The organism is Delftia acidovorans NBRC 14950, from assembly GCF_001598795.1.
GTDB lineage: Bacteria > Pseudomonadota > Gammaproteobacteria > Burkholderiales > Burkholderiaceae_C > Comamonas > Comamonas acidovorans.
The window spans coordinates 1-25,094 of the sequence record NZ_BCZP01000010.1 but is presented as its reverse complement, the minus strand read 5'-3'; the positions used below and the strand labels follow the sequence as shown (position 1 = coordinate 25,094).

The 25,094-nt window shown below is 68.6% G+C and carries 25 protein-coding genes; 13 read left to right on the top strand and 12 right to left on the bottom strand.

Annotated elements, in window-relative coordinates; all coding sequences use genetic code 11:
• Positions 1 to 35 precede the first annotated feature (35 nt).
• The gene (locus DA1_RS14680) at positions 36 to 416 is read left to right on the top strand and encodes an HPF/RaiA family ribosome-associated protein (protein ID WP_012202850.1); all 381 of its coding nucleotides are present in this window, start codon (positions 36 to 38) and stop codon (positions 414 to 416) included.
• A gap of 101 nt (positions 417 to 517) precedes the next feature.
• Here DA1_RS14680 and DA1_RS14675 read toward each other — a convergent pair whose 3' ends face one another.
• Positions 518 to 1,471, bottom strand: a complete 954-nt coding sequence (locus DA1_RS14675) for a pirin family protein (RefSeq protein ID WP_034389836.1) — start codon at positions 1,469 to 1,471, stop codon at positions 518 to 520.
• Between the two features lie 191 nt (positions 1,472 to 1,662).
• Here DA1_RS14675 and DA1_RS14670 point away from each other — a divergent pair, with 191 nt between their 5' ends.
• On the top strand, positions 1,663 to 1,959 hold the full coding sequence (locus DA1_RS14670; protein WP_012202852.1) for a hypothetical protein: 297 nt from the start codon (positions 1,663 to 1,665) through the stop codon (positions 1,957 to 1,959).
• An 81-nt stretch (positions 1,960 to 2,040) separates the two neighbouring features.
• On the opposite strand, the gene DA1_RS14665 is transcribed toward DA1_RS14670, so the two are convergent.
• Positions 2,041 to 2,451 (bottom strand): OsmC family protein, encoded by a 411-nt coding sequence (locus DA1_RS14665; protein ID WP_034389837.1) that lies wholly within the window; start codon positions 2,449 to 2,451, stop codon positions 2,041 to 2,043.
• A gap of 56 nt (positions 2,452 to 2,507) precedes the next feature.
• Positions 2,508 to 3,404: an MBL fold metallo-hydrolase gene (locus tag DA1_RS14660; protein ID WP_034389839.1), complete on the bottom strand. Its 897-nt coding sequence runs from the start codon at positions 3,402 to 3,404 to the stop codon at positions 2,508 to 2,510.
• Between the two features lie 85 nt (positions 3,405 to 3,489).
• On the opposite strand from DA1_RS14660, the gene DA1_RS14655 reads away from it, so the two are divergent.
• The 4 genes from DA1_RS14655 (at position 3,490) to DA1_RS14640 (ending at position 6,659) form a co-directional block, all read left to right on the top strand.
• A complete protein-coding gene (locus DA1_RS14655) occupies positions 3,490 to 3,807 on the top strand; it encodes an ArsR/SmtB family transcription factor (protein WP_034389841.1) in 318 nt (105 codons plus the stop codon).
• Positions 3,808 to 3,834: 27 nt separating this feature from the next.
• Entirely contained in the window at positions 3,835 to 4,365 is a 531-nt protein-coding gene (locus tag DA1_RS14650) for a rhodanese family protein (protein WP_034389843.1), read from the top strand.
• A gap of 100 nt (positions 4,366 to 4,465) precedes the next feature.
• Complete coding sequence (locus DA1_RS14645; protein ID WP_034389845.1) at positions 4,466 to 5,848, top strand: aminopeptidase P N-terminal domain-containing protein; 1,383 nt, start codon at positions 4,466 to 4,468, stop codon at positions 5,846 to 5,848.
• Complete coding sequence (locus tag DA1_RS14640) at positions 5,841 to 6,659, top strand: hypothetical protein (RefSeq protein ID WP_034389847.1); 819 nt, start codon at positions 5,841 to 5,843, stop codon at positions 6,657 to 6,659. Before DA1_RS14645 ends, DA1_RS14640 begins: the two co-directional genes overlap by 8 nt.
• A gap of 2 nt (positions 6,660 to 6,661) precedes the next feature.
• On the opposite strand, the gene DA1_RS14635 is transcribed toward DA1_RS14640, so the two are convergent.
• From DA1_RS14635 to DA1_RS14625, 3 genes are all read right to left on the bottom strand, one after another.
• Positions 6,662 to 7,792 (bottom strand): TIGR03118 family protein, encoded by a 1,131-nt coding sequence (locus DA1_RS14635; protein WP_034389849.1) that lies wholly within the window; start codon positions 7,790 to 7,792, stop codon positions 6,662 to 6,664.
• Positions 7,793 to 7,983: 191 nt separating this feature from the next.
• The gene (locus tag DA1_RS14630; protein WP_034389850.1) at positions 7,984 to 9,645 is read right to left on the bottom strand and encodes an AMP-binding protein; all 1,662 of its coding nucleotides are present in this window, start codon (positions 9,643 to 9,645) and stop codon (positions 7,984 to 7,986) included.
• Complete coding sequence (locus DA1_RS14625; protein ID WP_051940496.1) at positions 9,642 to 10,625, bottom strand: cyclase family protein; 984 nt, start codon at positions 10,623 to 10,625, stop codon at positions 9,642 to 9,644. Before DA1_RS14625 ends, DA1_RS14630 begins: the two co-directional genes overlap by 4 nt.
• A gap of 373 nt (positions 10,626 to 10,998) precedes the next feature.
• On the opposite strand from DA1_RS14625, the gene pyk reads away from it, so the two are divergent.
• Entirely contained in the window at positions 10,999 to 12,435 is a 1,437-nt protein-coding gene (gene pyk / locus DA1_RS14620) for a pyruvate kinase (protein ID WP_012202862.1), read from the top strand.
• Between the two features lie 75 nt (positions 12,436 to 12,510).
• Here pyk and DA1_RS14615 read toward each other — a convergent pair whose 3' ends face one another.
• Positions 12,511 to 13,080 (bottom strand): phosphatase PAP2 family protein, encoded by a 570-nt coding sequence (locus DA1_RS14615; RefSeq protein WP_034389851.1) that lies wholly within the window; start codon positions 13,078 to 13,080, stop codon positions 12,511 to 12,513.
• A gap of 12 nt (positions 13,081 to 13,092) precedes the next feature.
• Complete coding sequence (locus DA1_RS14610; RefSeq protein ID WP_034389853.1) at positions 13,093 to 13,869, bottom strand: phosphatase PAP2 family protein; 777 nt, start codon at positions 13,867 to 13,869, stop codon at positions 13,093 to 13,095.
• 100 nt (positions 13,870 to 13,969) lie between these two features.
• Here DA1_RS14610 and DA1_RS14605 point away from each other — a divergent pair, with 100 nt between their 5' ends.
• The 3 genes from DA1_RS14605 to fba all read left to right on the top strand — a co-directional run bounded on the left by DA1_RS14605 (position 13,970) and on the right by fba (position 17,229).
• Positions 13,970 to 14,668 (top strand): response regulator transcription factor, encoded by a 699-nt coding sequence (locus tag DA1_RS14605; RefSeq protein ID WP_013804530.1) that lies wholly within the window; start codon positions 13,970 to 13,972, stop codon positions 14,666 to 14,668.
• A complete protein-coding gene (locus DA1_RS14600; RefSeq protein WP_034389855.1) occupies positions 14,665 to 16,035 on the top strand; it encodes a sensor histidine kinase in 1,371 nt (456 codons plus the stop codon). The genes DA1_RS14605 and DA1_RS14600 overlap by 4 nt, the downstream gene beginning before the upstream one ends.
• A 129-nt stretch (positions 16,036 to 16,164) precedes the next feature.
• Positions 16,165 to 17,229, top strand: coding sequence for a class II fructose-bisphosphate aldolase (fba, locus tag DA1_RS14595; RefSeq protein ID WP_034389857.1), 1,065 nt, complete (start codon positions 16,165 to 16,167; stop codon positions 17,227 to 17,229).
• 57 nt (positions 17,230 to 17,286) lie between these two features.
• Here the strand turns inward: fba and DA1_RS14590 are convergent, their stop codons facing one another.
• Together DA1_RS14590 and DA1_RS14585 are read right to left on the bottom strand one after the other, a co-directional pair.
• Positions 17,287 to 18,123, bottom strand: coding sequence for a sulfite exporter TauE/SafE family protein (locus tag DA1_RS14590; protein WP_034389859.1), 837 nt, complete (start codon positions 18,121 to 18,123; stop codon positions 17,287 to 17,289).
• 132 nt (positions 18,124 to 18,255) lie between these two features.
• On the bottom strand, positions 18,256 to 19,041 hold the full coding sequence (locus tag DA1_RS14585; protein WP_034389861.1) for a nucleotidyltransferase family protein: 786 nt from the start codon (positions 19,039 to 19,041) through the stop codon (positions 18,256 to 18,258).
• 117 nt (positions 19,042 to 19,158) lie between these two features.
• Between DA1_RS14585 and tkt the strand changes: the two genes are divergently transcribed.
• From tkt to DA1_RS14570, 3 genes are all read left to right on the top strand, one after another.
• Complete coding sequence (gene tkt / locus DA1_RS14580; RefSeq protein ID WP_012202870.1) at positions 19,159 to 21,204, top strand: transketolase; 2,046 nt, start codon at positions 19,159 to 19,161, stop codon at positions 21,202 to 21,204.
• Positions 21,205 to 21,313: 109 nt separating this feature from the next.
• Positions 21,314 to 22,315: a type I glyceraldehyde-3-phosphate dehydrogenase gene (gap, locus tag DA1_RS14575; RefSeq protein ID WP_012202871.1), complete on the top strand. Its 1,002-nt coding sequence runs from the start codon at positions 21,314 to 21,316 to the stop codon at positions 22,313 to 22,315.
• A 151-nt stretch (positions 22,316 to 22,466) separates the two neighbouring features.
• The gene (locus DA1_RS14570) at positions 22,467 to 22,826 is read left to right on the top strand and encodes a tRNA-binding protein (protein WP_034398084.1); all 360 of its coding nucleotides are present in this window, start codon (positions 22,467 to 22,469) and stop codon (positions 22,824 to 22,826) included.
• Between the two features lie 12 nt (positions 22,827 to 22,838).
• Here DA1_RS14570 and DA1_RS14565 read toward each other — a convergent pair whose 3' ends face one another.
• A complete protein-coding gene (locus DA1_RS14565) occupies positions 22,839 to 23,813 on the bottom strand; it encodes a tripartite tricarboxylate transporter substrate binding protein (RefSeq protein WP_034389863.1) in 975 nt (324 codons plus the stop codon).
• Positions 23,810 to 25,063, bottom strand: a complete 1,254-nt coding sequence (locus DA1_RS14560) for a M20 aminoacylase family protein (RefSeq protein WP_034389864.1) — start codon at positions 25,061 to 25,063, stop codon at positions 23,810 to 23,812. The genes DA1_RS14565 and DA1_RS14560 overlap by 4 nt, the downstream gene beginning before the upstream one ends.
• Positions 25,064 to 25,094: the final 31 nt, after the last annotated feature.

Sequence of the window (25,094 nt, the reverse complement as noted above, 5' to 3'; positions counted from 1 at the left end):
CGGTGGTGCGGCTTTTGGCGACTAGGAGGATATGCATGCAAGTTCAGGTTCATGCCGACGATTCGATCCAGGGTGGCGAGTCCTTGGCGCAATGGGCGCAGGAAGAGATCAACGCCAAGCTGGCGAGATTCAAGGACTACGTGGTACGCGTGGAGGTTTTCCTCACCGGCGTCGATGCGCTCAAGACCTCCGGCGCTCCCGGCAAGCGCTGCGTTCTGGAGACCCGGGCCAATGGCCGCCCGCCGATCGCCGTGAACGCCGAGGCTGAAAAGGTCAAGGACGCCTTCAACGCGGCCATTGAAAAGCTGAAGCGGGCCGTGGAGACCGACCTGGGCAAGCTCAAGGACAAGAACGGCCGCGAGAGCGTTCGCGGCGTGGAAGACGGCACCGAGGTGGATGCGGCCAGCCCGGCCTGACCCTCGAAATTCCCGCAACACAAACGGCAAGGCGCCCCATTCGGGGCGCCTTTTGGTTGGGCAGTGCCATGGCTGCAGGTCGATCGCCGCAGCAAACGCGTTCAGCGCGAGGCGCGCAGCACCACGCCGTCCAGCGAAGGCGCATGCAGCGGCTTCAGTGGCGATGCCAGCGGCGGCCCGAAGCGGCGTGCCACACCTGCGGGCAGGGCCTGCGCATCCTGACCGGCCTCCGCTTCCCATTGCGCGCGGGCCTCGGCAATCTCTTCGCTGGTGCGGGCCACGAAGTTCCACCACAGCAAGATGGCTTCATCCATGGGCTCGCCGCCAATGACCAGCAGGCGGCTGCCGGGCGTGGTCTCGATGGCGACCGAGGCCGTGCCCAGGGGCAGGTAGAGCAGTTCCTCCACCGGCAGGGGCTGGCCGTTCACGCTCACGCTGCCTTCCAGGCTGAGCACGGCATGCTCGAAATCGGCACGCAGCGGCAGCGTGGCGACGGCATTGCCATTGCCCGCGCTGTCCGCATGCAGGTCCACGCTCATCAGGGGCGTGTGCACCTCGGCCGGCGATGTCAGGCCCAGCGCTTCGCCGGCCAGCACCGTGGCCGTGAAGTCGCCCACCGTGGTCCTGGGCAGCTCGGGGTAGTGCTGGAAGCGCGGCGGACCGTTGCGGTGCGACTCGGGCAGCGCAATCCACAGCTGCGCGGCGTGGATGTGCGAGGGCGTCTGGCTTTCCTCGGAATGGGCGATGCCGTGGCCGGCCGTCATCAGGTTGACCTGGCCGGGGCGGATGATCTGGGTGTGGCCCAGGCTGTCGCGGTGCAGCACTTCGCCGCGGATCATCCAGGTGAAGGTCTGCAGGCCGATGTGCGGATGCGGGCCGACCTGCATGCCCGGTGGCGCGGGGTCGGCAGGACCGGCGTGGTCGAGAAAGCACCAGGCGCCGACCTTGCGCAGGGCGCGCTGGGGAATGGCGCGCTGGATGGGAATGCCGCCCACATCGGCGGTGCGGGTGGGCAGGTGCTGGGGTTGGGAGTGGGGCTGGGACGTGTCGGACATGGTCGGATCGGCCTGTTTCGTGGGGGAAGCCACCAGTGTCGTGCAGCGCGGCGCAGCAGGCAAACGCGGCTCGCATCGATTGGGCCTGTTCGCTGACAGCGCGTTCTCAGGAACATTGTTTACATTCGAAGAACGGACCGGCGCCCGCCATTTTGGCGGGCGCCGGCCTCACTCTTACAGGAGAAAACGCCATGAATACATCCGTACAGACGCAAGCCGAAGCCGCTGAAGAGGCGGTCCAGAGCGCCGTGGAAGTCCAGCGATTCCCCGAGAAGTTCGAAGCCACGGTCACCGGCAATGTGCAGCACCGGGTAGGCGACGGCCCCCTGGAAGACATTCCGCGTGGCACCCGTGTGCAGGTGGCCACGGCCATCGGAAGCTATGTGCTGTCCTGGACCCAGGACGAGCAGCCGATCACCGTGTCGCTGGCCAAGCGCGAGTTCGAGCTCTATGTCGATACCGGGGAGATCGAGGTCAGCCAAGCCTGACGCCGGCCATGTCCCCATCCACTCCAAAAGCCCTGCGGCCTGACAGCTGCAGGGCTTTTTGCATGGTGGCCTGGCCCGCGCTCAGGCCGGCAACTGCAGCGCGGTCTGGATGTGCACCTCGCCGGCCAGCAGCTTGTGCACGGGGCAGGCCTCGGCCACCTGCAGCAGGCGCTGGCGCTGTTCGTCGTCCAGCTCGCCTTGCAGCGTGATCTGGCGTTCGATCAGGTTGCCGCTGGCGGGCGTGCCTTCGGGGTTCAGGCGCAGTTGCACGTCCACCTGCTCCAGCTTCCACTGCTTGCGCGCCGCGTACATCTGCAGCGTGACCGTGGTGCAGGCGCCCAGGGCCGACAGCAGCAGCTGCAGCGGGTTGGGCGCCGTGTCGCCGCCGCCCTTGTCCGCAGGCTCGTCCACATGCCAGCGGTGGCCTTGGGGGTCGCCGAGCGTGACGCGATAGGGAGTGTCCGTGCTGGTGGCGTGGGCGCTGTGGATCATGGAAGGTCCTTTGTCCTGGGGTGTCGCAAGAGGGGTGGGAGAGGCAACGGACGACTCTACGCCTGCTTTGCGTCCGCTGCCCGGGGCCGGTGCTTCATGCGCAGCGGGATTTTGAGGTAGTGCACGCCATTGGCCTCGGCCGCAGGCCAATGGCCTGCGTGCATGTTGACCTGGATGGCGGGCAGCAGCAGGGCGGGCGCGGACAGCGTGGCGTCTCGCTGGTTGCGCATGGCCACGAAGCTGGCCTCGTCCACGCCCGTGTGCACATGCACATTGCCGGCGCGTTGCGCATCCACCGTGGTTTCCCAGGCATGGCGGTCGCGGCCCGGTGCCTTGTAGTCATGGCACATGAACAATCGCGTTGCGGGCGGCAGGGCCAGCAGGCGCTGGATGGAGCGGAACAGCGTGCGCGCGTCGCCGCCGGGGAAGTCGGCGCGCGCCGTGCCGTAGTCGGGCATGAACAGCGTATCGCCCACGAAGACCGCGTCCGCGACTCGGTAGGACACGCAGGCCGGCGTATGGCCGGGCGTGTGCATCACCTCGATGCGCAGCCCGCCCAGCGGCAGGCTGTCGCCGTCGGCCAGCAGCCGGTCGAAGGGCTGGTCGCCGCCGGACGCGGGCAGGTTGAAGACGGGGCGGAAGATGCGCTGCACCTCGCGGATGTGCTCGCCCACGGCAACCGGTGCGCCCGTGCGCTCGCGCAGGTACGGGGCTGCGCTGAGGTGATCGGCATGGGCATGTGTTTCCAGAATCCAGCGCACTCGCAGGCCCTGGGCCTGCGCAGCGTCCAGCACGGCGTCGGCCGAGCCGGTGTGGGCCTGGCCGCTGGCGTGGTCGTAGTCGAGCACGGGGTCGATGACGGCGGCCTCGGCCGTGTCCGCGTCCCAGGCCAGGTAGGTCACGGTGTGGGTGTTGGCGTCGAAGAACGGTGCAATGCGCAGCGGTGATGTCATGGAGGCACTCCTGGTTCGATGGCTCATGTGCAGCCTGTTGGTAATTATATTAGAATTTGCTAAATTAGATTGTTCTTGATCAACCATGACCGAACCGACGCTCTCTCCCGAACAGGCCTTTTTGCAGCAGGGCGCTGCACGTGCCGCCGCGCTGCTGCGCGCCGTGGGCAACGAGAGGCGCCTGCTGGTGCTGTGCCTGCTGATCGAGCATGGCGAGCTGTCCGTGGGCGAATTGCTGCAGCAGATCCCGCTGAGCCAGTCGGCCCTGTCCCAGCACCTTGCCCGCATGCGCGAAGAGGGTCTGGTCGCCTACCGCCGCGAGTCGCAGACGCTGTACTACCGCATCGCCAATCCCGATGTGCAAAAGCTGGTGGCCACGCTCAAGACCATCTTCTGCGCCTGAAATCCTCTGTTCCCAAGGAGCTGATCCATGTCTCTTTCCTCCGTCTCCTCCCAAGCCGCCCGCCAGATGCAGGAGCAGGGCGCCTGGCTCATCGACATCCGCGCGCCGGACGAACATGCGCGCGAACGCATAGGCGGCGCCCGCAGCATGCCCATGGACCGCCTGGCGGCGGGGGGCCTTGCCGGCGCGCCCGCCGCCGTGGTCTTTCACTGCCGCTCCGGCCACCGCACGCGCCTCAACGCCCAGGCCCTGGCGGCAGCCTTGCCGCCCGGCTGTGCCGGCCATGTGCTCGACGGCGGCCTGGACGCCTGGAAGGCACAAGGCCTGCCCGTGCTGCGCGACAGCCGCCAGCCGCTGGAGCTGCAGCGCCAGGTGCAACTGGGTGCGGGCGGGCTGGCGCTGCTGGGCGCCGTGCTTGGCGCCACGGTGTCCCCGTGGTGGCACCTGCTGTCGGCCTTCGTGGGCTGCGGCCTGATCGTGGCCGGTGCCACGGGCTTTTGCGGATTGGCGCGCGTTCTGATGAAGGCGCCCTGGAACCGGCGCGCCCTGGGGCAGTGACGGCGCCTGCACTGAATCCAGCCTGACGCCTGCTGTCCGACCCCCAAGTTCCCCTGTTCAGGGGACTGTGGAGAACCCCGGACGGCAGTACGATAGCTGTATGACATCTGTTTACGCTCAACGCCGCGCACGCTTGGCCGCCCAGTTGGGCGCTGGCGGCATCGCCATCATTCCCACCGCTCCCGAGCGCCAGCGCAACCGGGATACCGGCTACCTGTACCGCCACGACAGCTACTTCTACTACCTGACCGGCTTTGCCGAGCCCAATGCCTGCCTGGTGCTGGCCGCGGACGGCACCAGCGTGCTGTTCTGCCAGCCCAAGGACCTGGAGCGCGAAATCTGGGACGGCATCCGCCTGGGCCCCGAGGCCGCCGTGGCCACGCTGGGCGTGAGCCAGGCGTTCTCCAGCGCCGAGATCGATACGCGCCTGCCCCGCCTGCTGGAGAACCGGGGCCGCCTCTGGTATCCGTTCGCCACGCATGAAGGCCTGGCCGTGCGCGTGGAAGGCTGGCTGGGCCAGGTGCGCGCGCGCGTGCGCTTCGGCGCGCTGTGCCCGGCCGAGCAGGGCGACCTGTGCACGCTGCTGGACGAGATGCGCCTGGTCAAGGACGCGCATGAGCAGGACATCATGCGCCGCGCCGCCGCCATCAGCGCCCAGGCCCATATCCGCGCCATGCAGCGCTCGGCACGCATGCTGCGCGCAGGCCAGGAGGTGCGCGAATACCACCTGGACGCCGAACTGCTGCATGAATTCCGCCAGCAGGGCTCGCAGTACGTGGCCTACGGCTCCATCGTGGCGGCCGGCGCCAACGCCTGCGTGCTGCACTACCAGGCCGACAAGGCGCCCGTGCATGCGGGTGAGCTGGTGCTGATCGACGCGGGCTGCGAGCTCGACGGCTACGCCAGCGACATCACGCGCACCTTCCCCGCCGATGGCCGCTTCACCGGCCCGCAGCGCGCGCTCTACGAGCTGGTGCTGGAAAGCCAGAAGGCCGCCGTGGCGGCCACGCGCGCCGGTGCGCGTTTCAACGATCCGCACGACGCCACCGTGGCCGTGCTGGCGCAGGGCATGTTGGACCTGGGCCTGCTGGACAGAAAGGTCTATGGCAACGCCCAGGACGTGATCGAGCAGCGCGCCTTCTTCCAGTTCTACATGCACCGCACGGGCCACTGGCTGGGCATGGACGTGCACGACTGCGGCAGCTATGTGGAGCCCTCGGAGCTGGGCCAGTCGCACGAGCGCAAGGACCCGCTGTCGGGCGAGACCATCACCAACCGCCCCAGCCGCATCCTGCGCCCGGGAATGTGCACCACCATCGAGCCGGGCATCTACGTACGCCCTGCGCCCGGCGTGCCCGAGCAATTCCACAACATCGGCATCCGCATCGAGGACGATGCCATCGTCACCGAGACGGGCTGCGAGCTGATCACGCGCGGCGTGCCCGTTGAGCCCGATGAGATAGAAGCCTTGATGCGTGACTGACAACGCCAGCCTGCCCCCCACCGGCCCCGTGTCCACCCTCATGCCCGCCCCATCGGCCTATGTCCCACCCGCGCTGCCACGGCTGAGCTGGCGCATCTTCACGGTGCTCTGGCTGCTGGGCCTGCCCGGCGTGGCGGCCATGGCCTGGTTCGTGCTGCCCGACTGGATGCGCCTGCTGGGCCTGCCCGTGGAGCCGCTGGCCACGCCTCTGGCCGGCATTGGCGTGATGGCCGCGCTGCTGGCCCTGCCCGTGGGCGTCGGGGTGTGGTTGGGGCCAAGGCTGGGCCTGTCCGCACCGCTGCTGACCACCTGGGTGGCCGGGCGTTCGCCCCAGCGCGCCGTGCGCTACCTCACGTTGCCAGGGCTGGCCGGCGGCGTGGTCGGCGCGGCCTGGCTGGTGACCCTGGCCCTGGCCTGGCCCGACGACCTGACCCTGATCGACCCCGTCTACGCCATGCCGCTGGGCGCCAAGATCCTGTACGCGGGCATCACGGCCGAGCTGGTGATGCGCCTGGGCGGCATGACGCTGGTGATGTGGCTGCTGTGGCGGCTGAGCGGGCGCACCGACCGCCGCCCGGGCTGGATGCTGGGCTGGTGGTCTGTGATGCTGTCGGCCCTGCTCTGGGGCTTGCTGCAGCTGGCGCTGGCCTGGGGTACCTGGGGCGGCCTGTCGGACGCGCTGGTGCTGCAGCTGCTGCTGTTCGAAATCGTCAACGGCGCCGTGGGCGGCTTCCTGTTCTGGCGCTATGGCCTGGAGGCGGCCATGGTGGCCCATGCGATCACCTATCTGCTCTCGCACGGGCTGGTGTGAATCTAACCAAACCTCAGCGAGCCGAACAAGCCTTCGGTCTCATCCTTGGGGCCGGCCGCGAAGTACAGGGCATTGCTGTCGCCCAGGGCCACGCCGTTGCCGAACTGCAGCGCCCACAGGCCGGGTATGGCGACCGGGCGATCCTGGCCATCGCGCAGTTCGTCCACGTAGCTGCCGCTGTCCAGGTCGAAGGCGCAGATGCGGCCCGCGCCGCCGAAGTTGCCCACCAGCAACCGGCCCGATAGCGGCCCGAAGTCGTGCGGTGCGATGGCCACGCCCCAGGGCGCGTTGAGCCTGCCATCGTCTGAATAGATTCGCTGCAGGCGGCCGTCCAGATCGAACTCGGCCAGCTTGCCGCGCGCGGGGCGGTTGCCGGTTGCAGCCTCGCGCTCTGCATCCATGGCATCTTCCTCACCCGCGAAGAAGGCGCTGGCGTCCTCGGGGTCGGGCTGGCTCATGGCGTAGAGCACGAAGACGCGGTCTCTTGAGCCGTCGTTGACAACCTGAATATTGAACGGCACGGGATCACCGGGTCTGGCAACGCCGGCAGGGCCGCTGGCGAAGGGGTTGACGAAGCCCTGGGTGGGGGTGAGCTGCCACTGCGCGTCCAGTGTGCGGATCTGAGGCTGGTCGCCGAAATCGGCCAGCCACAGACGGTCCCAGCGGCCCGTATGCAGGGCCGCGCCGAAGAAGGCCATGCCCCGGCCCGTGCCATCGAAGACCTCGACGGCTGGGCCGTCCACGCGCACGATGGCGCCCGTCTCGGCGTCGCGCTCGGTCCAGGCACTGACGCTGCCGTCGTCGATCCGGGAGTCCGACTGGGGCACGGCCACCTTGCGAAGGCCGTCCTGGCGCAGTGTGCGCAGGCTTGGCTCGGACGAGCGCGAGACGTCACCCAGGAATTGCCAGGAAGTGCCACCGCCGCCAATCCAGAAATGGCCGCCTGCGCCGGCCGGGCGGATGGCAATGCCCCAGCCGTTGACGAAGTCGGGTTCCGTGAAGCGCGCGCCGTAGCCAGCATGGCTGGCGAGCAGGGGTGTCTGGAAGTAGCGGTTGGCGGGTGCGCCGCCGCCGCAGGCGGTCAGCGCCGAGGAAGCGAGGGCGCTCAGAACAAAATGTCTCCGGTCGAGCATGTTGGATTTTCTGGTGGCATGGCAAAGCGGTGGACGGGTTGGCTGAGCATGCGAAACCAAGCGGCACCGGATGTTCTGGCTGCTGCCTGCGAACCCTGGGGGGCCGCAGATATGAACGGGCGATGCTAGGGAGGGGCCGCCTGCCGGGTCAATGCGGCCCCGTCTGATTCTGCAGAGTGATGCAGGAGGACTCAGCGCAGCTGCCTGCGCAGAATCTTTCCGGTCACGGTCTTGGGCAGTTCCTCGCGCAGCTCGACGATGCGCGGCACCTTGTAGGCAGCCATGTGTGCCTTGCAATGGGCGATGAGTTCCTCGGGCGCGGCCTGCCGGCCCGCTTTCAGCGAGACCACGGCCTTGACGGTCTCGCCCCGGTAGTCGTCTGGCACGCCGATGACGGCGGCCTCGCGCACGGCGGGGTGGGTGTAGAGCACGTCCTCGACCTCGCGCGGCCAGACCTTGTAGCCGGCGGCGTTGATCATGTCCTTCTTGCGGTCCACCAGGTAGAACCAGCCGCGCTCGTCCATGAAGCCCACGTCGCCCGTGCGCAGCCCGCCCTCGAACATGGCGTCGGCCGTGGCTTCGGGCAGGTTCCAGTAGCCGGACATGATCTGCGGGCCGGCCGAGACGATCTCGCCGATCTCGCCCGGCGCGGCCTCGCGGTGCTGGTCGTCGATGATGCGCACCACCGTGCCATAGACCGGCACGCCGATGGACAGCGCACCCGATGCCGGGTCCACCGGCGCCCGCGCGCCCAGCGGAACGAAGTGCGTGGGCGAGCAGGTCTCGGTCATGCCGAAGGCGTTGTGGATGACCAGGCCCGACAGCTGCTCGAAGGCCTGGATCACGGCCGGCGCAATGGGCGCGCCGCCCGAGTACAAGGCCTTGAAGCTGCGGAAATCCTCGCGCGAGACGCCCGGGTGGTTCATCAGCGCCACGAAGGCGGTGATGGCGCCGATGGTGAAGCTGGGTCGGTGCTCGCGCATGGATTCGAGCATGGTCTCGGGATGGAAGCGGTGGCTGAGCACCAGCGGGCAGGGCACCAGCAGGGCCAGGGCCACATGGCCGACCAGGCCGGTGATGTGGAACAGCGGCGCCAGGCCCAGCACGCTGTCGTCCGCCGTGATGCCTATCCAGTCGCGGTAGGTCTGGGCGTTGAAGGCCAGGTTGCCATGCGTGTTCATGGCACCCTTGGGCTGGCCCGTGGTGCCCGATGTGTAGGTGATCACGGCCGTATCGCCTGCCGTGGGCCGGCGCGCCAGCGGCGCTGGCTGGCCGCCGGCCTGCACCAGCGCAAGCAGGTCCAGCGTGCCATCGGCCACGGGCAGGCGCGGACCGTCGCCGAGCACGCGCGCATCGCCGCGCGTCTGCCAGTCCAGCGCCGATGTGGTGACCACGGTGGCCAGCGGCAGGCCGCCGGCCGCATGCACTTCGCGGGCCACGTCCAGGTACAGCTGGTCCAGGCACAGCAGGACCTGGGCGCCCGCGTTGTGCAGGATGTAGTGCAGCTCGCGCTGCCGGTTCATGGGGTTGACCGGCACGGCGATACCGCCCAGCTTCCAGGCCGCCACCAGGCCGATGACGAAGGCCGGATTGTTCTGCGTATAGAGGGCCAGCCGGTCGCCGGCCGCAAAGCCCCGCGCCTGCAGCGCATGGGCCAGCGCGCTGGCGGCCTGGTCGAGTTCGCGCAGGTTCAACCCGCCGTCGAAGTAGCGCACGATGGCGCAGCCGGGTGCCGCAGCCAGCGAGGCTTCGAACAGGTCGAGCATGCTGCTGAACTGCGGCCGCATCTCGGCCGGCTGGCCCGGCGCGTAAAGGCCCAGCCAGGGCCTGTCGTGCGATGGGGCCGCGCTCATTTGATCACCACGGGATTGACGGGCGAGCCCGTGGCGCGGTGGATCTTCAGCGGCGCGGCCACGTACAGAAAGGTGTAGCGGCCGTCGCGCGCGCAGCTGTCGGCCAGGGCCTCCAGGTCGCAGATCTCGGTCAGCGTCACGCCCAGGTTGCGCATCAGCGCGCAGTGCAGCGGCAGGGCCACGCCGTGCACGGGGTCCATGGTGACTTCGTTGGCGATGGTGTCGGTGACCAGGTTGGGGATCTCCATCGCATGGAACCAGTCCACGAGTTCGGGCGAGTAGGTCAGGCCGGGCTCGCAGAAGTCGTTGTAGAAGCTCGCCTGGTCTTCGTAGAAGCCCGACAGGAAATTGGTGCGCACGATCAGGATGTCGTGCTTTTCTATGGTGTGTCCCTGGGCCTTGGCGCAGGCCATCAGGTCTTCGTGCGTAAAGGTCTCGGCACGCTCCAGCGCCACTTTGCCGCGGTGGCGCGCCATGTCCAGCAGCACGCCGCGCCCCACGATGCCGCGCGCGCCCAGCGCCTCCACGCTGGCCTTGTCCAGCCCGCCGATGGTGGTGCGTGCGTCATAGCCATTCCAGATGCGCCCGCCATACCAGACATGGCCCAGCGCGTCGTACTGGGTCGATCCCTGCAGGAAGGCGTCCAGCTTGTCATCGGCATAGTGCAGGCCGCCGGGGAACCGGGGTGCATCGGGGCCGTCCCAGCTGGACTCGTCAAACACCATGGTGCGCTCGGCCGGTGTGCGGCCCGGCCAGACCGGATCGCCGCGCGGGTCGCCGATCAGGCGCTGCAGCGTGAACGTCTCGCCCGAGCGGATGTGGGACACGCCGCGCAGCACCTCGGCGGGCGTGAGGAAGTTCAGCGCCCCGACCTCGTCGTCGGGTCCCCAGCGGCCCCAGTTGCTGGGGGCGTTCCTGAGCAGATCCTCCATCAGCGGGGCGTCGTCGTGCGTGTGTCCATGGTCGTGAGCATGTCCCATGTCTGTCTCCTGTCGTTGGTTTGTCGAACAAGGCGCGCAGGGCATTCAAACGCCAGGAGGGGCGCGAGGCTGTCGCGGGTTCGACACGCGGGCGGCAGGCATTGCGAACGTCCCGGGCAAAACTGCTTTCACAGGCGGCAGGCATGGCGGCGTGCCTGCGCCGGCGATGCTGCGCTGCAGCATCAAAACCCATAGCGGCAAAGGCCAGGCGCCACGGTGCTTTGCGATGCGCTGCGTGCCGCGCCTGCGCGATCTGCTGGGTGCCTGGGGCCTGGCTTTCAGCCCCTGGCCACATGCCGGAATGTTGCCTTCATGTAACCGCATTCGTGTGAGAATTGAAACCCGATTACAAACCCTGAGCGAGAGACATTCCATGCAAGTCCGCCGTGCCACCAAGATCGTCGCCACCCTGGGCCCCGCTTCCAGCGACCCGCAACTGCTGGAACAGATGGTGCGTGAAGGCGTCAACGTGGTGCGCCTGAATTTCAGCCACGGCAAGGCGCAGGACCACATCGACCGCGCCACCATGGTGCGCGAGGCGGCCCAGCGCGCAGGCCGCGAGGTGGCCATCATGGCCGACCTGCAGGGCCCCAAGATCCGCGTCGGCAAGTTCGCCGAAGGCAAGGTCATGCTGGAGCCCGGCGCGCGCTTCGTGCTCGACGCATCGCGCACAGCGCCCGGCGACCTGGGCGGCGTGGGCCTTGACTACAAGGAGCTGCCGCGCGACGTGAAGCCCGGCGATGTGCTGCTGCTCAACGACGGCCTGATCGTGCTCACCGTGGACCATGTGCGCGGTGACGAGGTGCACACCACCGTCAAGCTGGGTGGCGAGCTGTCCAACAACAAGGGCATCAACAAGCAGGGCGGCGGCCTGACGGCCCCGGCGCTGACGGCCAAGGACATGGAGGACATCAAGACCGCCATGAGCTTCCAGGCCGACTACGTGGCCGTGAGCTTTCCCAAGAACGCCACCGACATGGAGATGGCGCGCCAGCTGTGCAACGTGGCTGCGGCCCAGTACGGCCACAAGCCCGGCCTGATCGCCAAGATCGAGCGCGCCGAGGCCATTCCGCGCCTGGAAGAGATCCTGCATGTCTCCGACGGCATCATGGTCGCCCGTGGCGACCTGGCCGTGGAAGTGGGCAACGCGGCCGTGCCCGCGCTGCAAAAGAAGATGATCCGCATGGCGCGCGACATGGACAAGTTCGTGATCACCGCCACGCAGATGATGGAGAGCATGATCACCAACCCCGTGCCCACGCGCGCCGAGGTCAGCGACGTGGCCAACGCCGTGCTGGACGGCACGGACGCCGTCATGCTCAGCGCCGAGACCGCCGCCGGCAAGTACCCGCTGGAGACCGTGCAGGAAATGGCCAAGATCTGCGCCGCTGCAGAAGCCGCCGAAGACCCGGACAGCGATGCCGAGTTCACCGGCCGCCAGTTCTCGCGCATCGACCAGTCGATCGCCATCGGCGCGCTGTTCACGGCCCACCACCTGGGTGCCAAGGCCATCGTCGCCATGACGGACAGCGGCTCCACCGCGCTGTGGATGAGCCGCCACCGCATCCACATCCCCATCTACGCGCTCACGCCCAAGATCTCCACGCAGCGCAAGATGGCCATGTACCGCAACGTGCGCCCCCTGCTCATGGACACCAGCGCCGACCGCGACACCGCGCTGGACCAGGCCGAAGGCCATCTGCGCGCGCGCAACATCGTGCAAAGCGGCGATGTCTATGCCATCACCTGCGGCGAGCCCATGGGCCAGCCCGGTGGCACGAACATGCTCAAGATATGTCGCGTGAACTGATGCGCACGCATCCGCTGCGCGTCAGTGATTGAACCCACCCGGGACAGGCCCACAGGCCTTCCCGGGTTCTTTGTTTCAGAGCGTGCCTGAGCCCAGGCGTGCCAGCAGCGGCCCGCCTGCACGGCGGCGCCACAGCGCGGCATGCCAGACCAGGGTGGCGCTGCAGATGCCCACGATGGCGCCGCCGACCACATCGGACGGGAAGTGCACGCCCAGGTGCACGCGGCTCCAGGCCATGCCCAGGGCCAGCGACCAGGCTGACACCATGACCCAGCGGCGGTGGCGCGTGCAGCCCAGGGTCAGCGCCTGGGCCAGGGCAAAGGCGCCCGTGGCGTGCATGCTCGGAAAGCTGGACCGCAGCGCGTGTTCCACCCATTGCACGCCCATGCCCAGCTGGGCAGGACGCGGCGCCGGGAAGCCCCAGCGGATCAGCCGCGCCACGGCCCAGGCGGCCAGCATGGACAGCAGGGCCAGCACCAGGGTGCGGCGCAGGGCGGGCGAGCCGCGCAGCAGCCCGGCCATCACGGGAAGGGCGCACAGCGAGGGAAGCCAGGAGGAGATGGCGCGCGCCGCCTCGATCGAGATGGCGGGCGTTTGCGCGTTGGCGTTCAGCAGCGTGAACAGGGCGGGGTCCAGGGGCAGCATGGCAACGCTCGATCAGGGAGTGGAAGGCGGAAGACTGGCGGCGGGCCACAGGGAGTCGGGCGCGCTTTCCCGGGTGCGCAGCGCACGCGTGACCGCCAGGTCGAAGAGCCAGCCAGCCGTCCAGCACAGCCAGCCGGTCCACAGCGTGTGGCTCATGAAATGGGCGCCGCGCATCTGTTGGGCCAGGCCCATCGACAGCCCCGCGGCCAGCGAGACGGCCAGCCAGATCCAGGCTGCGCGCGGTGCATGGCGGCGCAGCGCGAAATAGCCGGCCAAAAAGGCAAAGCCTGCCGAGGCATGGCCTGCGGGAAAGCAGCGCCCTGGCCCGCCATCGGCCAGGCCCAGCGACCAGTGCGAGACATGGCGCGCCACGCCGCCGAACTCGGCCAGGTCCCAGGGGCAGCTGGTCGCGCTGGTGTACTTGAGCAGCGAGATCAGGGCCAGCGACAGCAAGATGCCCGCCACCAGCTGCACGCGCCGCCCATGAGGCAGCAGGCGCAGCGGGCCCACGGGCCGCCAGACGCACAGCGTCAGGCCCAGCACCACCAGCCAGGCCAGGCGGCGTACGCCTTCGTGGGCGATGTTCACGAAGAACCAGTCCGAACGCAGCGCAAAGCCATCGGCGTCGCCAAACCAGCGGGCCATGGCCAGGTCCAGGGCGCTGGCATCCCAGGCCAGGACCACGACCAGGGCCGCCAGGGTCCACAGCAGGGTGCGTTTGAAGGAGGGGCCCTGCGCGGGGGCTGCGGAGAAATCTCGGGGTTCAGGTGTCGGCATGGCCGGCAGCATGAGAAGCGCGGCTTAAACCCGTCTTAACGCATGCCCCGGCGTGCGGCCATCGTCTGGCGCCGCAGCCGGCAGCGGGCAGCGGGCATTGCACAATGCGCGCATGCGAATACTGGTCGTCGAAGACAACGCGGGCATTGCCGCAGGCCTGCAGGCCAATCTGCAACAGCGCCGCTATGCGGTCGATGTCTGCACCACCGTGGCCGAGGCTTGGCATGCGCTGGAGATGGAGCGCTTCGACGCCGTGCTGCTGGACCTGGGCCTGCCCGATGGCGACGGCAGCGAAATCCTGCGCCGCCTGCGGGGCCCGCGCCGCCCGGGTGGCGACAGCCAGGCCCTGCCGGACCCCAACACGCCCGTGCTCATCCTGACCGCGCGCGACCAGGTGCGCGAGCGCATCGCCGGGCTGGACCTGGGTGCCGACGACTACCTGGTCAAGCCCTTCGACATCGACGAGCTGGAGGCGCGGCTGCGCGCCATGCTGCGCCGCGCAGGCGGGCAGGCGGCACCCGTGATCCGCCATGGCGAGCTGGAGGTCGACCCGGCCGCGCGCACCGTGCGCCGCGACGGAAAGCTGGTGGAGATGTCGCCGCGCGAGTTCTCCGTACTCTGGGTGCTGCTGCAGGCGCGCGGGCGCGTGCTCTCGCGCCAGCAGATCGAAGAGCACCTCTACAGCTGGGGCACGGCCGTGGAAAGCAATGCCGTCGAAGTCCACATCCACCACCTGCGCAAGAAGCTGGGCAATGCCAGCATCGTCACCATGCGTGGCGTGGGCTACTTCCTGCCCGTGGAGAACACATGAGCACCGCGCCGGACCGCCGCCCATCGCTGATCTGGCATCTGATGGCCTGGATGCTGGGCGCGCTGGTCGTGGTCTGGGCCAGCTTCGTGGCACTGGGCTACCAGACCGGCGTGCACGAGGCCGACGAGCTGACCGACGGCCACCTGGCCGGCGTGGCTGCGCTGGTGCTCAACCTGGAAGTCGCAGGCGCCGTAGGCCAGGGAGCAGCCACGCCCGTGCATGAGCCCCCCGGCCTCATGGCCCACGACTACCAGCAGTCGCTGAGCGTGGCCCTGTGGGATGGCTCGGGCCGGCTCATCTCGCGCACGGGCGATGCCCCCGAACCCGCCTTCGACACCGAGCAGGGCTTTGCCACCCTGCGCCTGGGTCCCGAGCATCGGGCCTGGCGCAGCTTCACCCAATGGAGCCGCGACCATGCGCGCAAGGTCAGCGTGATGATCGAGCTGCAGGAGCGCGACGAACTGGCCGACGACATTGCGGGCCAGATGGTCGAGCCCGGCCTGTGGCTGCTGCCCGTGGTGGCGCTGGCGCTGGGGCTGGCGATTCGCCGGGGCATGCGGCCGCTCAACGAACTCTCGCGCGAGGTGGAGCGCCTGGACCTGGCCCAGGCCGAGCGCGTCTCGCACCGCCACGCGCTGCGGGAATTCATGCCCGTGGTGAACTCCATCAACACCTTGCTGGACCGCCAGCAGGAGGCGCTGGAGCGCGAGCGCAGCCTGGCCAACGAAGTGGCCCATGAACTGCGCACTCCGCTGGCCTCCATCGCCTTGCAGGCGCGGGCCCTGGGCGATGCGCCGGCCGGTGCCATGGACGCACCGGCCCAGCGCCAGGCGCTGGCGCAGATAGGCCAGGACGCGCTGCATGCCGGCCATGTGCTCAGCCAGCTGCTGGCACTGGCGCGCGCAGGCCGCGCCATGCTGGCCGAGCCGCCCGTGCCCGTGGACCTGGCCGCGCTGGCCCGGCAGGTGGGGGCCGCCCATGCGCAGGCGGCCTGGCAGCGCGACTGCAGCCTGTCCGTGCAGGCGCCTGAGGCACTGGGCGTGATGGGCAATGCCGTGCTGCTGGAGCTGGCGCTGCGCAACCTGGTGGAAAACGCCCTCAAGCACACGCCGCACGGCACGCAGATCGAAGTCCAGGCCGGGCGGGGGCCGGATGGCGAGGTCTGGCTGCAGGTCTGCGACGACGGCCGCCGCGATGGCGCAGAGCGCGCGGCAGCGCCCGTGGACAGCCTGCACCTGGGCCACGAGATCGTGGCGCGCGTGCTGCGCGCCCACCAGGGAAGCTTTGGCGAGGCCGCGCCGCCCGAAGGCTTCACGACCTGCTACCGCATGGGAATGCCCGGGACAGGGTTGGCGGCAGCTGGTTAAAATCGCCAGTTACCAAGCGGTTACTGCCGCGATCCCCCGGCCGTGGCCCCGCAGCGCACCCATGACGCAGCGGCGGCTGCCATGCGGCAGGGGCATCCCCCTCTCAACAACTTGATACGGACCCTACACATGCCTCTCGTTTCGATGCGCGAACTGCTGGACCACGCTGCCGAAAACGGCTACGGTCTTCCCGCCTTCAACGTCAACAACCTGGAGCAGGTGCAAGCCGTGATGTCGGCCGCCGACGAAGTGGGCGCGCCCGTCATCCTGCAGGCCAGCGCAGGCGCCCGCAAGTACGCTGGCGAGCCCTTCATCAAGCACCTGATCCAGGCCGCTGCCGAGCAGTATCCCCACATCCCCCTGGTCATGCACCAGGACCACGGCACCTCGCCTGCCATCTGCCAGGGCGCGCTGAACCTGGGCTTCGGCTCGGTGATGATGGACGGCTCGCTGATGGAAGACGGCAAGACGCCTTCCTCCTTCGAATACAACGTGGACGTGACCCGCAAGGTCGTGGAAATGGCCCACAGGCTGGGCGCCACCGTCGAAGGTGAGCTCGGCTGCCTGGGCTCGCTGGAAACCGGCATGGCCGGCGAGGAAGACGGCGTGGGCGCCGAAGGCGTGCTCGACCACTCGGCCCTGCTGACCGACCCCGAGGAAGCGGCCCAGTTCGTCAAGGCCACGCAGCTGGACGCGCTGGCCATTGCCATCGGCACCAGCCACGGCGCCTACAAGTTCACGCGCAAGCCCACGGGCGACATCCTGTCCATCCAGCGCGTCAAGGAAATCCACGCGCGCCTGCCCAACACCCACCTGGTCATGCACGGCTCCTCCTCCGTGCCCCAGGAACTGCTGGAAATCATCCGCCAGTACGGCGGCGCCATGAAGGAAACCTACGGCGTGCCCGTCGAGGAAATCCAGGAAGCCATCAAGCACGGCGTGCGCAAGATCAACATCGACACCGACATCCGCCTGGCGATGACCGGCGCCGTGCGCAAGTTCCTGGCCGAGAACCCCGAGAAGTTCGACGCCCGCGAATGGCTCAAGCCTGCCCGCGAAGCCGCCAAGCAGATCTGCAAGGCCCGCTACATCGAGTTCGGCTGCGAAGGCCAGGGCGCCAAGATCAAGGGCTACACGCTGGAGCAGATGGCTGCCAAGTACGCTGCCGGTTCGCTGCAGCAGGTCGTGAACTGATCGGTTCCTTCCCCTTCAAAGAAAGCCCGCCGGTCCGCCCGGTGGGCTTTTTTGTTGTCAGCGCGGCGCGGGGGCCGCAGCCTGGGACCGCTGGGGTACGGCCATGGCCATCTCGTCATCGGGCACCACGGGCTGGGGGTGGCTGGCGTTCCAGCCCGACACCAGCAGGCTGGTGCCCGACAGCACCAGCAGCAGGCAGACCATCCATTCGACCAGCCGCTTGGGCAGGGCGGGCGGATGGCGCATGTGCAGCCAGGTCACCACCGTCACCACGGGAAAGGCCAGGGCCGCCGCCAGCAGCACGCTGGCGGTGATCTCGCCCTCCCAGGCCACCATCACCAGGCGCAGCAGCGCGCAGGTGAGGAACATGGCAAACAGGCACTGGCGCACCACCAGGCGGTCCAGCGGCTGGCGGTACAGGTGGTAGACCATGGGCGGGCCCGGCGTGGCAAACAGCCCGCCCAGCACCCCCGATGCCACACCGGCCACCCACAGCGACACCGGCCCCGACACCTGCGCGTTGACCTGCTTTTGCAGCAACAGCAACAGCGCGCAGGCCACGATGGCCAGGCCCAGCAGCATGCGCAGCCCGCTCAGCGCATTGCCGCTGAGCCACTGCAGCAGCAGCACGCCGCCGATCACGCCGATGACGCTGCTGATCAGCATGGGCTTGAGCAGGGACCACTGCGGCACCTGGCGGTGGGCGCGCAGGTAGGCCACGCCGTTGACCACGGACAGCAGGCAGGCCACGTTGGCCGCATCGCCAATGCCCATCAGGTGCGTGGCACCGGCCACGCCCACGAAGATCAGCCCGAAGGCAAAGCCCGTCAGGTTCTGGCAAAACGTCGCCAAGCCCACCAGGGCCAGGAACATCACATACTGGATCACGCTCATCGAAAGGCTTTCTGGCGCGCCGCTGCGCCGAACCGGCGACGCTATCACGAAGCGCCCGCCGCTGCCTGCAGGTCCAGGGGGCAGGGCGCCAAGCCGCCGATCGCCAGGCCGCACTCACCTACGCGCGGTGTATCAGCCCGGCGCGTTGAGGCGTTCCAGCCGCTCGGGCGTGCCCACGTCGGTCCAGCGGCCCGTGTACAGGCTGGCCCCCACCTGGCCGGCCGCCATGGCGCGGCGCAGCAGCAGTACCAGCGGCACGCGCCATCCCTCGGGGTTGCCGGGCGGGATATCGCACCAGGGCGCGGCAAACAGCTCGGCGCGCAGCAGCGCAATGGTGCCGTAGGTCTGGCGCGGGCGGGCATCGCCCTCGGGCCAGTCGCAGGCCAGGCCCAGTTCGTCCACGCCGAAGTCGCCACGCCGATGGTGCTCGGGGTTGGGCACCAGCCACAGATGGGCCAGGCGGCCGCTGGCCGCGAATTCCCGGGCGGCCTCGAACGGAAAATCGAAGTCGGGCGCGTAGACGTCGCCGGCCGCCAGCCAGAACACATCGCCCAGCAGCGGCAGCGCGCGCGCAATGCCGCCGGCGGTCTCCAGCGCCTGCTCGGGCTCGGGGGAATAGGCCAACTGCAGCGGCTCGCCACCTGTGTCGGGCGCGAAGCGCGCGCCGAAGCGCGCGGGGATCTGCTCGCCCAGCCAGCCCGTATTGACCACCGCGCGGCGCACGCCCGCCCGGGCCAGCGCCTGCATGTGGTGCTGCAGCAGCGGCTGGCCCTGCACCTGCAGCAGGGGCTTGGGTGTGGTGTCGGTCAGCGGCCGCATGCGCTCGCCACGGCCTGCGGCCAGCAGCATGGCAGGCGGCTGTTCGGTGAGGGAAAGCGCCTTGGCGGCGGGGAACGGCGGGATGGGCTGGGCGGTCATGGAGGGCAACTGTAGACCATTGCCAGCGGCCATTGCCCCGCGCCCGGGAGCCGAAAACCCCAGTCCTTTAAAATGGCCGGCTTATTCTGATTACCCCCTCCTTCACGGAGCGCCCTGATGGCCAACACTCAACAAATGGCGAATGCGATCCGCGCACTCGCAATGGATGCCGTTCAACAAGCCAACTCCGGCCACCCCGGCGCCCCCATGGGCATGGCCGACATGGCCGTGGCACTGTGGAGCCGTCACCTCAAGCACAACCCCGTCAACCCGCAATGGGCTGACCGTGACCGCTTCATCCTGTCCAACGGCCACGGCTCCATGCTGATCTACGCGCTGCTGCACCTCACGGGCTACGCGCTGCCGATCGACGAGCTCAAGAACTTCCGCCAGCTGCACAGCAAGACGGCCGGCCACCCCGAAGTGGGCATCACCCCCGGCGTGGAAACCACCACCGGCCCGCTGGGCCAGGGCATCACCAATGCCGTGGGCTTCGCGCTGGCCGAAAAGCTGCTGGCTGCCGAGTTCAACCGTCCCGGCCACGCCATCGTCGACCACCACACCTACGTGTTCCTGGGTGACGGCTGCCTGATGGAAGGCATCAGCCACGAGGCCGCGGCCCTGGCCGGCGCCTGGAAGCTGGGCAAGCTGGTGGCGCTGTACGACGACAACGGCATCTCCATCGACGGCAAGGTCGCCCCCTGGTTCATCGACAACACGCCCGCCCGCTTCGAAGCCTATGGCTGGAACGTGATCCGCGACGTGGACGGCCACAACGTCCAGGCCCTCGATGCCGCCATCGCCGCTGCCAAGAAGAACAGCTCCAAGCCCACGCTGATCTGCTGCAAGACCAGCATTGGCAAGGGCTCGCCCAACCGCCAGGACACGGCCAAGGCCCACGGCGAGCCCCTGGGCGCCGAGGAAATCGCGCTGACCCGCGCGGCCCTGGGCTGGGAGCACGGCCCCTTCGACATCCCCGCCAGCGTCTACGGCGACTGGGATGCCAAGGCCGCCGGCGCCAAGGCCGAAGCGGCCTGGAACAAGAAGTTCGCCGCCTACGCCAAGGCCTTCCCCGAGCTGGCTGCCGACTTCACGCGCCGCATGGCCGGCGACCTGCCTGCCAACTTCGGCGAGATCGCCGCGCAGATCGCCTCCGACGCGCATGACGCAGGCGCCACCGTGGCCAGCCGCAAGGCCAGCCAGCTGGCCCTGGAAGGCCTGACCGCAGCCCTGCCCGAACTGCTGGGCGGCTCGGCTGACCTGACCGGCTCCAACCTGACCAACACCAAGAGCACGCCTTCGCTGCGCGTGGACGACAAGGGTGCCGTGGTCCTGACCGAAGACGGCAAGATCGGCCGCCACATCAACTACGGTGTGCGCGAGTTCGGCATGGCCGCCATCATGAACGGCATCGCCCTGCATGGCGGCTACATCCCCTACGCAGGCACCTTCCTGACCTTCAGCGACTACAGCCGCAACGCCATCCGCATGGCCGCGCTGATGAAGCAGCGCGTGGTCCACGTCTTCACGCACGACTCCATCGGCCTGGGCGAAGACGGCCCCACCCACCAGTCCATCGAGCACGCCGCCTCGCTGCGCCTGATCCCGGGCCTGGATGTCTGGCGCCCTGCCGACACCACGGAAACCGCCGTCGCCTGGACCGTGGCCCTGAGCCAGAAGAACAAGCCCACGGCCCTGCTGCTGTCGCGCCAGAACCTGGCCTACGCAGCCAAGACCGAAGACGCGCTGGACGACATCGCCTGCGGCGCCTACGTGCTGTCCGAGCCCAAGGCCGTCGGCCTGAACAAGAAGGCCCAGGCCGTCATCATCGCCACCGGCTCCGAAGTGCAGCTGGCCCTGGCAGCCCAGAAGCTGCTGGCCGAGCGCAAGGTCGCCGTGCGCGTGGTCTCCATGCCCAGCACCACCACCTTCGACAAGCAGGACGCCAAGTACAAGAGCCAGGTGCTGCCGGCCAACCTGCCGCGCATCGCCGTGGAAATGGGCGTGACCGACTTCTGGTGGAAGTACGGCTGCGCCGCCGTCGTCGGCATCGACACCTACGGCGAATCGGCCCCAGCGCCCGTGCTGTTCAAGCACTTCGGCTTCACGGCCGAGAACGTGGCCGACACCGTGCAGGCTGCGCTGCAGCGCGCCGGCAAGTAAAGCTGCGAGAAGGGGCCTGTGGCCCCTTTTTGCCGCCCGCCAGGCCCGGCCTGGCCCTCACCGTTTCAGTTTTTCCGTTTTTCGCAATCCGTCAATCCAAGAGGCAAATATGACGATCAAGATCGGTATCAACGGCTTCGGCCGCATCGGCCGCATGGTGTTCCGCGCTGCCGTGCAGAACTTCAGCGACATCGAAGTCGTGGGCATCAACGACCTGCTCGAGCCCGACTACCTGGCCTACATGCTCAAGTACGACAGCGTGCACGGCCGCTTCAAGGGCGAGGTCTCGGTGGAGGGCTCCAACCTGATCGTCAACGGCAAGACCATCCGCCTGACGCAGGAGCGCGACCCCGCCAACCTGAAGTGGAACGAAGTCGGCGCCGACATCGTGATCGAGGCCACCGGCCTGTTCCTGACCGACGAGACCGCACGCAAGCACCTGGCTGCCGGCGCCAAGAAGGTCATCATGTCCGCGCCTTCCAAGGACAGCACCCCGATGTTCGTCTTCGGCGTGAACTGCAAGACCTACGCCGGCCAGGACGTGATCTCCAACGCCTCCTGCACCACCAACTGCCTGGCTCCCGTGGCCAAGGTGCTCAACGACAAGTGGGGCATCAAGCGCGGCCTGATGACCACCGTGCACGCTGCCACCGCCACGCAAAAGACTGTGGACGGCCCCAGCAACAAGGACTGGCGCGGCGGCCGCGGCATCCTGGAAAACATCATTCCCTCCAGCACGGGCGCAGCCAAGGCCGTGGGCGTGGTGATTCCCGAGCTCAACAAGAAGCTGACCGGCATGTCCTTCCGCGTGCCCACCTCCGACGTGTCGGTGGTGGACCTGACGGTGGAGCTGAACAGCGAAGCCAGCTACGAAGAGATCTGCGCCGAAATGAAGGCCCAGTCGCAAGGCGCGCTCAAGGGCGTGCTGGGCTACACCGAAGACAAGGTCGTGGCCACGGACTTCCGCGGCGAGTCCTGCACCTCGGTGTTCGATGCCGAAGCCGGCATCGCCCTGGACAAGACCTTCGTGAAGGTCGTGTCCTGGTACGACAACGAGTGGGGCTACTCGAACAAGTGCCTGGAAATGGTGCGCGTGGTCGCCGCCAAGTAATCCTGGCGCGAACCGCTGCGGGGCCTGTCGAGGGCCCCGCACCAGGCCGGCATCGGACGCGATGCCGGCCTTTTTCATGGCGGGCAGTGTGCCCTGGCACTGCAAGCGTTGCTCGACAAAGCCGGCACCGGCGGCGCGGCATCATGGCCGCATGACTACTTCATCCGCATTGCACGAGACCATTGGCTTTGACGACTTCCTCAAGGTGGAGTTGCGCGTGGGCCGCATCGTGGACGCCCAGGTGTTCAAGGAGGCGCGCCGACCCGCCTATGTGCTGCAGGTCGATTTCGGCCCCGAACTGGGCGTGCGCAAGTCCAGCGCCCAGATCACGGCGCTGTACCGGCCCGAGGAACTGATCGGCCGCCAGGTGGTGGCCGTGCTGAACTTTCCCAGCAAGCAGATCGGTCCCATGCGCTCGGAATGCCTGGTCACGGGATTCCACAACGAGAACGGCGAGGTGGCGCTGTGCGTGCCCGACCGCGAGGTGCCGCTGGGCACCAAGCTGCTGTGACGGCCTGGGTGACTATTCGATGCGCACGTCGGCCGCCTTGACGATGCGCCCGGACGCTTCCCAGTCGTCCTTGAGCAGGCGCTGGAATTCGGCGGCCGGCAGGGTGGCGGCTTCCACGCCCACGCGGGCCAGGCGCTCCTGGACCACGGGCTCGGCCAGCACCTTGCGCACGGCGGCGTTGATGCGCTCCACTTCGGCGGGCGGCGTGCCGGCCGGTGCCAGCAGGCCCAGCCAGGAGTCGAAGGCATAGCCGGGCACGCCGGACTCGGCCACCGTGGGCAGATCGGGCAGGAAGCGCGACCGTTGCTGGCCCGAGTAGGCCAGCAGCTTCACGCGTAGATCCTTCTGGAAGGCCAGCATGCCGATGGTGGCGCCCGTGACCAGCTGCACGCGGCCGGCCAGCAGTTCGGTCGTGGCGTCGCCCGTGGATTTCATGGGGATGTGCTGCAGCTTGACGCCCGCCTGCGCGGCCAGCGAGGCCGAGGCCAGGTGCGAGGCGCTGCCATTGCCGGCCGACGCATAGTTGAGCTGGCCGGGCTGGGCCCTGGCGCGCTGCAGCAGCTCGCCCAGGGTCTGCACGCCCGAGGCGGCCGGCACGCCCACCACATAGCCCGTGCGGCCCAGGAAGGACACGCCCACGAAGTCCTTGAGCGGGTCATAGGGCAGCTTCGCATACAGATGGCCGGCCAGGTTGTGGCTGGCCGCAGCCAGCACCAGGGTGTTGCCGTCCGGTGCGGACTTGGCCACCTGGGCCGTGCCCACGCTGCCACCCGCGCCCGCCCGGTTTTCCACCACCACGGTGGCGCCCAGGGCCTGGCCCAGCTCATTGCTGAAGGTGCGTGCCACCGTGTCCTGCGTGGCGCCTGCGCCGAAGGGCACGACGATACGGATCACGCGTTCGGCATGCACGGCCGGTGCCAGTCCCAAGGCCAGGGCTGCTGCCAGCAGAACGCGGCGGGTGACGGGAGAAGGATGAGAGGTTTTCATGGGGAAGTTTTCTGGGGGACGGCAAGCCACCGCTCCACCAGCCGCACGAAGTAGCTGGCGCCGATGGCAAGGATGTCGTCGTTGAAGTCGTAGGAGCGGTTGTGGATCAGGCAGGGGCCGTCGCCATGGCCGGGCAGTCGGTGATCGCCCTGGCCGTTGCCGATGAAGGCGTAGCAGCCGGGCCGCGCCTGCAGCATGTGGGCGAAGTCCTCGGCCGCCAGCACGCCGGGGAACTGCGTGTCCACGGCGTCGTCGCCCGCGATCTCGCGCATCACGGCGGCGGCGAAGGCGGCCTCGGCCGCGTGGTTGACCAGGGGCGGCGAGGCGCGGCGGAAATGGATCTCGGCCCTGCAGCCATGGGCCAGGGCCGTGTGCTCGGCCTGGCGGCGCAAGGCGGCTTCGAGGATGTCCAGCGCCGCCACGGAGAAGGTGCGCACCGTGCCGCCCACCCAGGCGCTGTCGGGAATCACGTTGGGCGCGTCCGAGCCCTGGATCTGCGTCACCGCCAGCAGCGCGCGTTCGCGCGAATCCACATGGCGCGCGACCAGGGTCTGCAGCTGCTGGGCCAGGTCAATGGTGGCGGCCACCGGATCGATGCCCGTGTGCGGCAGCGAGGCATGCGTGCCCTGCCCATGCAGCACGATGCGGAAGGTGTTGCTGGAGGCCATGAGCGCGCCCGGGTTGAGCGCGAAGCTGCCCACGCGGTCCAGCGCGAAGTTGTGCAGTGCGAAGACCGCATCGCAGGGGAAGCGCTCGAACAGGCCTTCGTCGATCATCCTGCGTGCGCCGGCCTTGCCCATCTCTTCGGCCGGCTGAAAGATCAGGTGCACCGTGCCCGCGAAGTCGCGCGTGCGCGCCAGATGCCAGGCCGCGGCCAGCAGCATGGTGGTGTGGCCGTCATGGCCGCAGGCATGCATGCGGCCTGCATGCTGCGAGCGGTGGGCAAACCGGTTTTCTTCCTGCAGCGGCAGCGCATCCAGGTCGGCGCGCAGGCCGATGGTGCGCGTGCCGTGGCGTGCGTCCGTATGCCTGCCGCGCACCACGCCCACCACGCCCGTGCCGGCCAGGCCGGTGTGCACCTCCACGCCCCAGGCGGCCAGGCGTTCGGCCACGATGGCCGAGGTGCGGTGTTCCTCGAAGCCCAGCTCGGGGTGGGCATGCAGGTCGCGCCGCAGGGCCACGAAGGGCGCCATGTCGGCAAAGCTTTCGATCAGGTGGGGCAAGACGGTCTCCGGCCGCAGCCGGCCCATGCCTGCTGCGGCGAATCCCGGATTCTGTAAA

What these genes read in the sequence shown, in the direction of transcription:
- DA1_RS14585 (WP_034389861.1), bottom strand. Translation starts at nt 19,041, where the DNA reads ATGACCGCCCAGCCCATCCCGCCGTTCCCCGCCGCCAAGGCGCTTTCC.
- fba (WP_034389857.1), top strand. Translation starts at nt 16,165, where the DNA reads ATGCCTCTCGTTTCGATGCGCGAACTGCTGGACCACGCTGCCGAAAAC.
- DA1_RS14660 (WP_034389839.1), bottom strand. Translation starts at nt 3,404, where the DNA reads ATGACATCACCGCTGCGCATTGCACCGTTCTTCGACGCCAACACCCAC.
- DA1_RS14590 (WP_034389859.1), bottom strand. Translation starts at nt 18,123, where the DNA reads ATGAGCGTGATCCAGTATGTGATGTTCCTGGCCCTGGTGGGCTTGGCG.
- DA1_RS14625 (WP_051940496.1), bottom strand. Translation starts at nt 10,625, where the DNA reads ATGGGACATGCTCACGACCATGGACACACGCACGACGACGCCCCGCTG.
- DA1_RS14610 (WP_034389853.1), bottom strand. Translation starts at nt 13,869, where the DNA reads ATGCTGCCGGCCATGCCGACACCTGAACCCCGAGATTTCTCCGCAGCC.
- DA1_RS14630 (WP_034389850.1), bottom strand. Translation starts at nt 9,645, where the DNA reads ATGAGCGCGGCCCCATCGCACGACAGGCCCTGGCTGGGCCTTTACGCG.
- pyk (WP_012202862.1), top strand. Translation starts at nt 10,999, where the DNA reads ATGCAAGTCCGCCGTGCCACCAAGATCGTCGCCACCCTGGGCCCCGCT.
- DA1_RS14605 (WP_013804530.1), top strand. Translation starts at nt 13,970, where the DNA reads ATGCGAATACTGGTCGTCGAAGACAACGCGGGCATTGCCGCAGGCCTG.
- DA1_RS14570 (WP_034398084.1), top strand. Translation starts at nt 22,467, where the DNA reads ATGACTACTTCATCCGCATTGCACGAGACCATTGGCTTTGACGACTTC.
- DA1_RS14565 (WP_034389863.1), bottom strand. Translation starts at nt 23,813, where the DNA reads ATGAAAACCTCTCATCCTTCTCCCGTCACCCGCCGCGTTCTGCTGGCA.
- tkt (WP_012202870.1), top strand. Translation starts at nt 19,159, where the DNA reads ATGGCCAACACTCAACAAATGGCGAATGCGATCCGCGCACTCGCAATG.
- DA1_RS14600 (WP_034389855.1), top strand. Translation starts at nt 14,665, where the DNA reads ATGAGCACCGCGCCGGACCGCCGCCCATCGCTGATCTGGCATCTGATG.
- gap (WP_012202871.1), top strand. Translation starts at nt 21,314, where the DNA reads ATGACGATCAAGATCGGTATCAACGGCTTCGGCCGCATCGGCCGCATG.
- DA1_RS14560 (WP_034389864.1), bottom strand. Translation starts at nt 25,063, where the DNA reads ATGGGCCGGCTGCGGCCGGAGACCGTCTTGCCCCACCTGATCGAAAGC.
- DA1_RS14675 (WP_034389836.1), bottom strand. Translation starts at nt 1,471, where the DNA reads ATGTCCGACACGTCCCAGCCCCACTCCCAACCCCAGCACCTGCCCACC.
- DA1_RS14665 (WP_034389837.1), bottom strand. Translation starts at nt 2,451, where the DNA reads ATGATCCACAGCGCCCACGCCACCAGCACGGACACTCCCTATCGCGTC.
- DA1_RS14645 (WP_034389845.1), top strand. Translation starts at nt 4,466, where the DNA reads ATGACATCTGTTTACGCTCAACGCCGCGCACGCTTGGCCGCCCAGTTG.
- DA1_RS14680 (WP_012202850.1), top strand. Translation starts at nt 36, where the DNA reads ATGCAAGTTCAGGTTCATGCCGACGATTCGATCCAGGGTGGCGAGTCC.
- DA1_RS14615 (WP_034389851.1), bottom strand. Translation starts at nt 13,080, where the DNA reads ATGCTGCCCCTGGACCCCGCCCTGTTCACGCTGCTGAACGCCAACGCG.
- DA1_RS14655 (WP_034389841.1), top strand. Translation starts at nt 3,490, where the DNA reads ATGACCGAACCGACGCTCTCTCCCGAACAGGCCTTTTTGCAGCAGGGC.
- DA1_RS14670 (WP_012202852.1), top strand. Translation starts at nt 1,663, where the DNA reads ATGAATACATCCGTACAGACGCAAGCCGAAGCCGCTGAAGAGGCGGTC.
- DA1_RS14635 (WP_034389849.1), bottom strand. Translation starts at nt 7,792, where the DNA reads ATGCTCGACCGGAGACATTTTGTTCTGAGCGCCCTCGCTTCCTCGGCG.
- DA1_RS14650 (WP_034389843.1), top strand. Translation starts at nt 3,835, where the DNA reads ATGTCTCTTTCCTCCGTCTCCTCCCAAGCCGCCCGCCAGATGCAGGAG.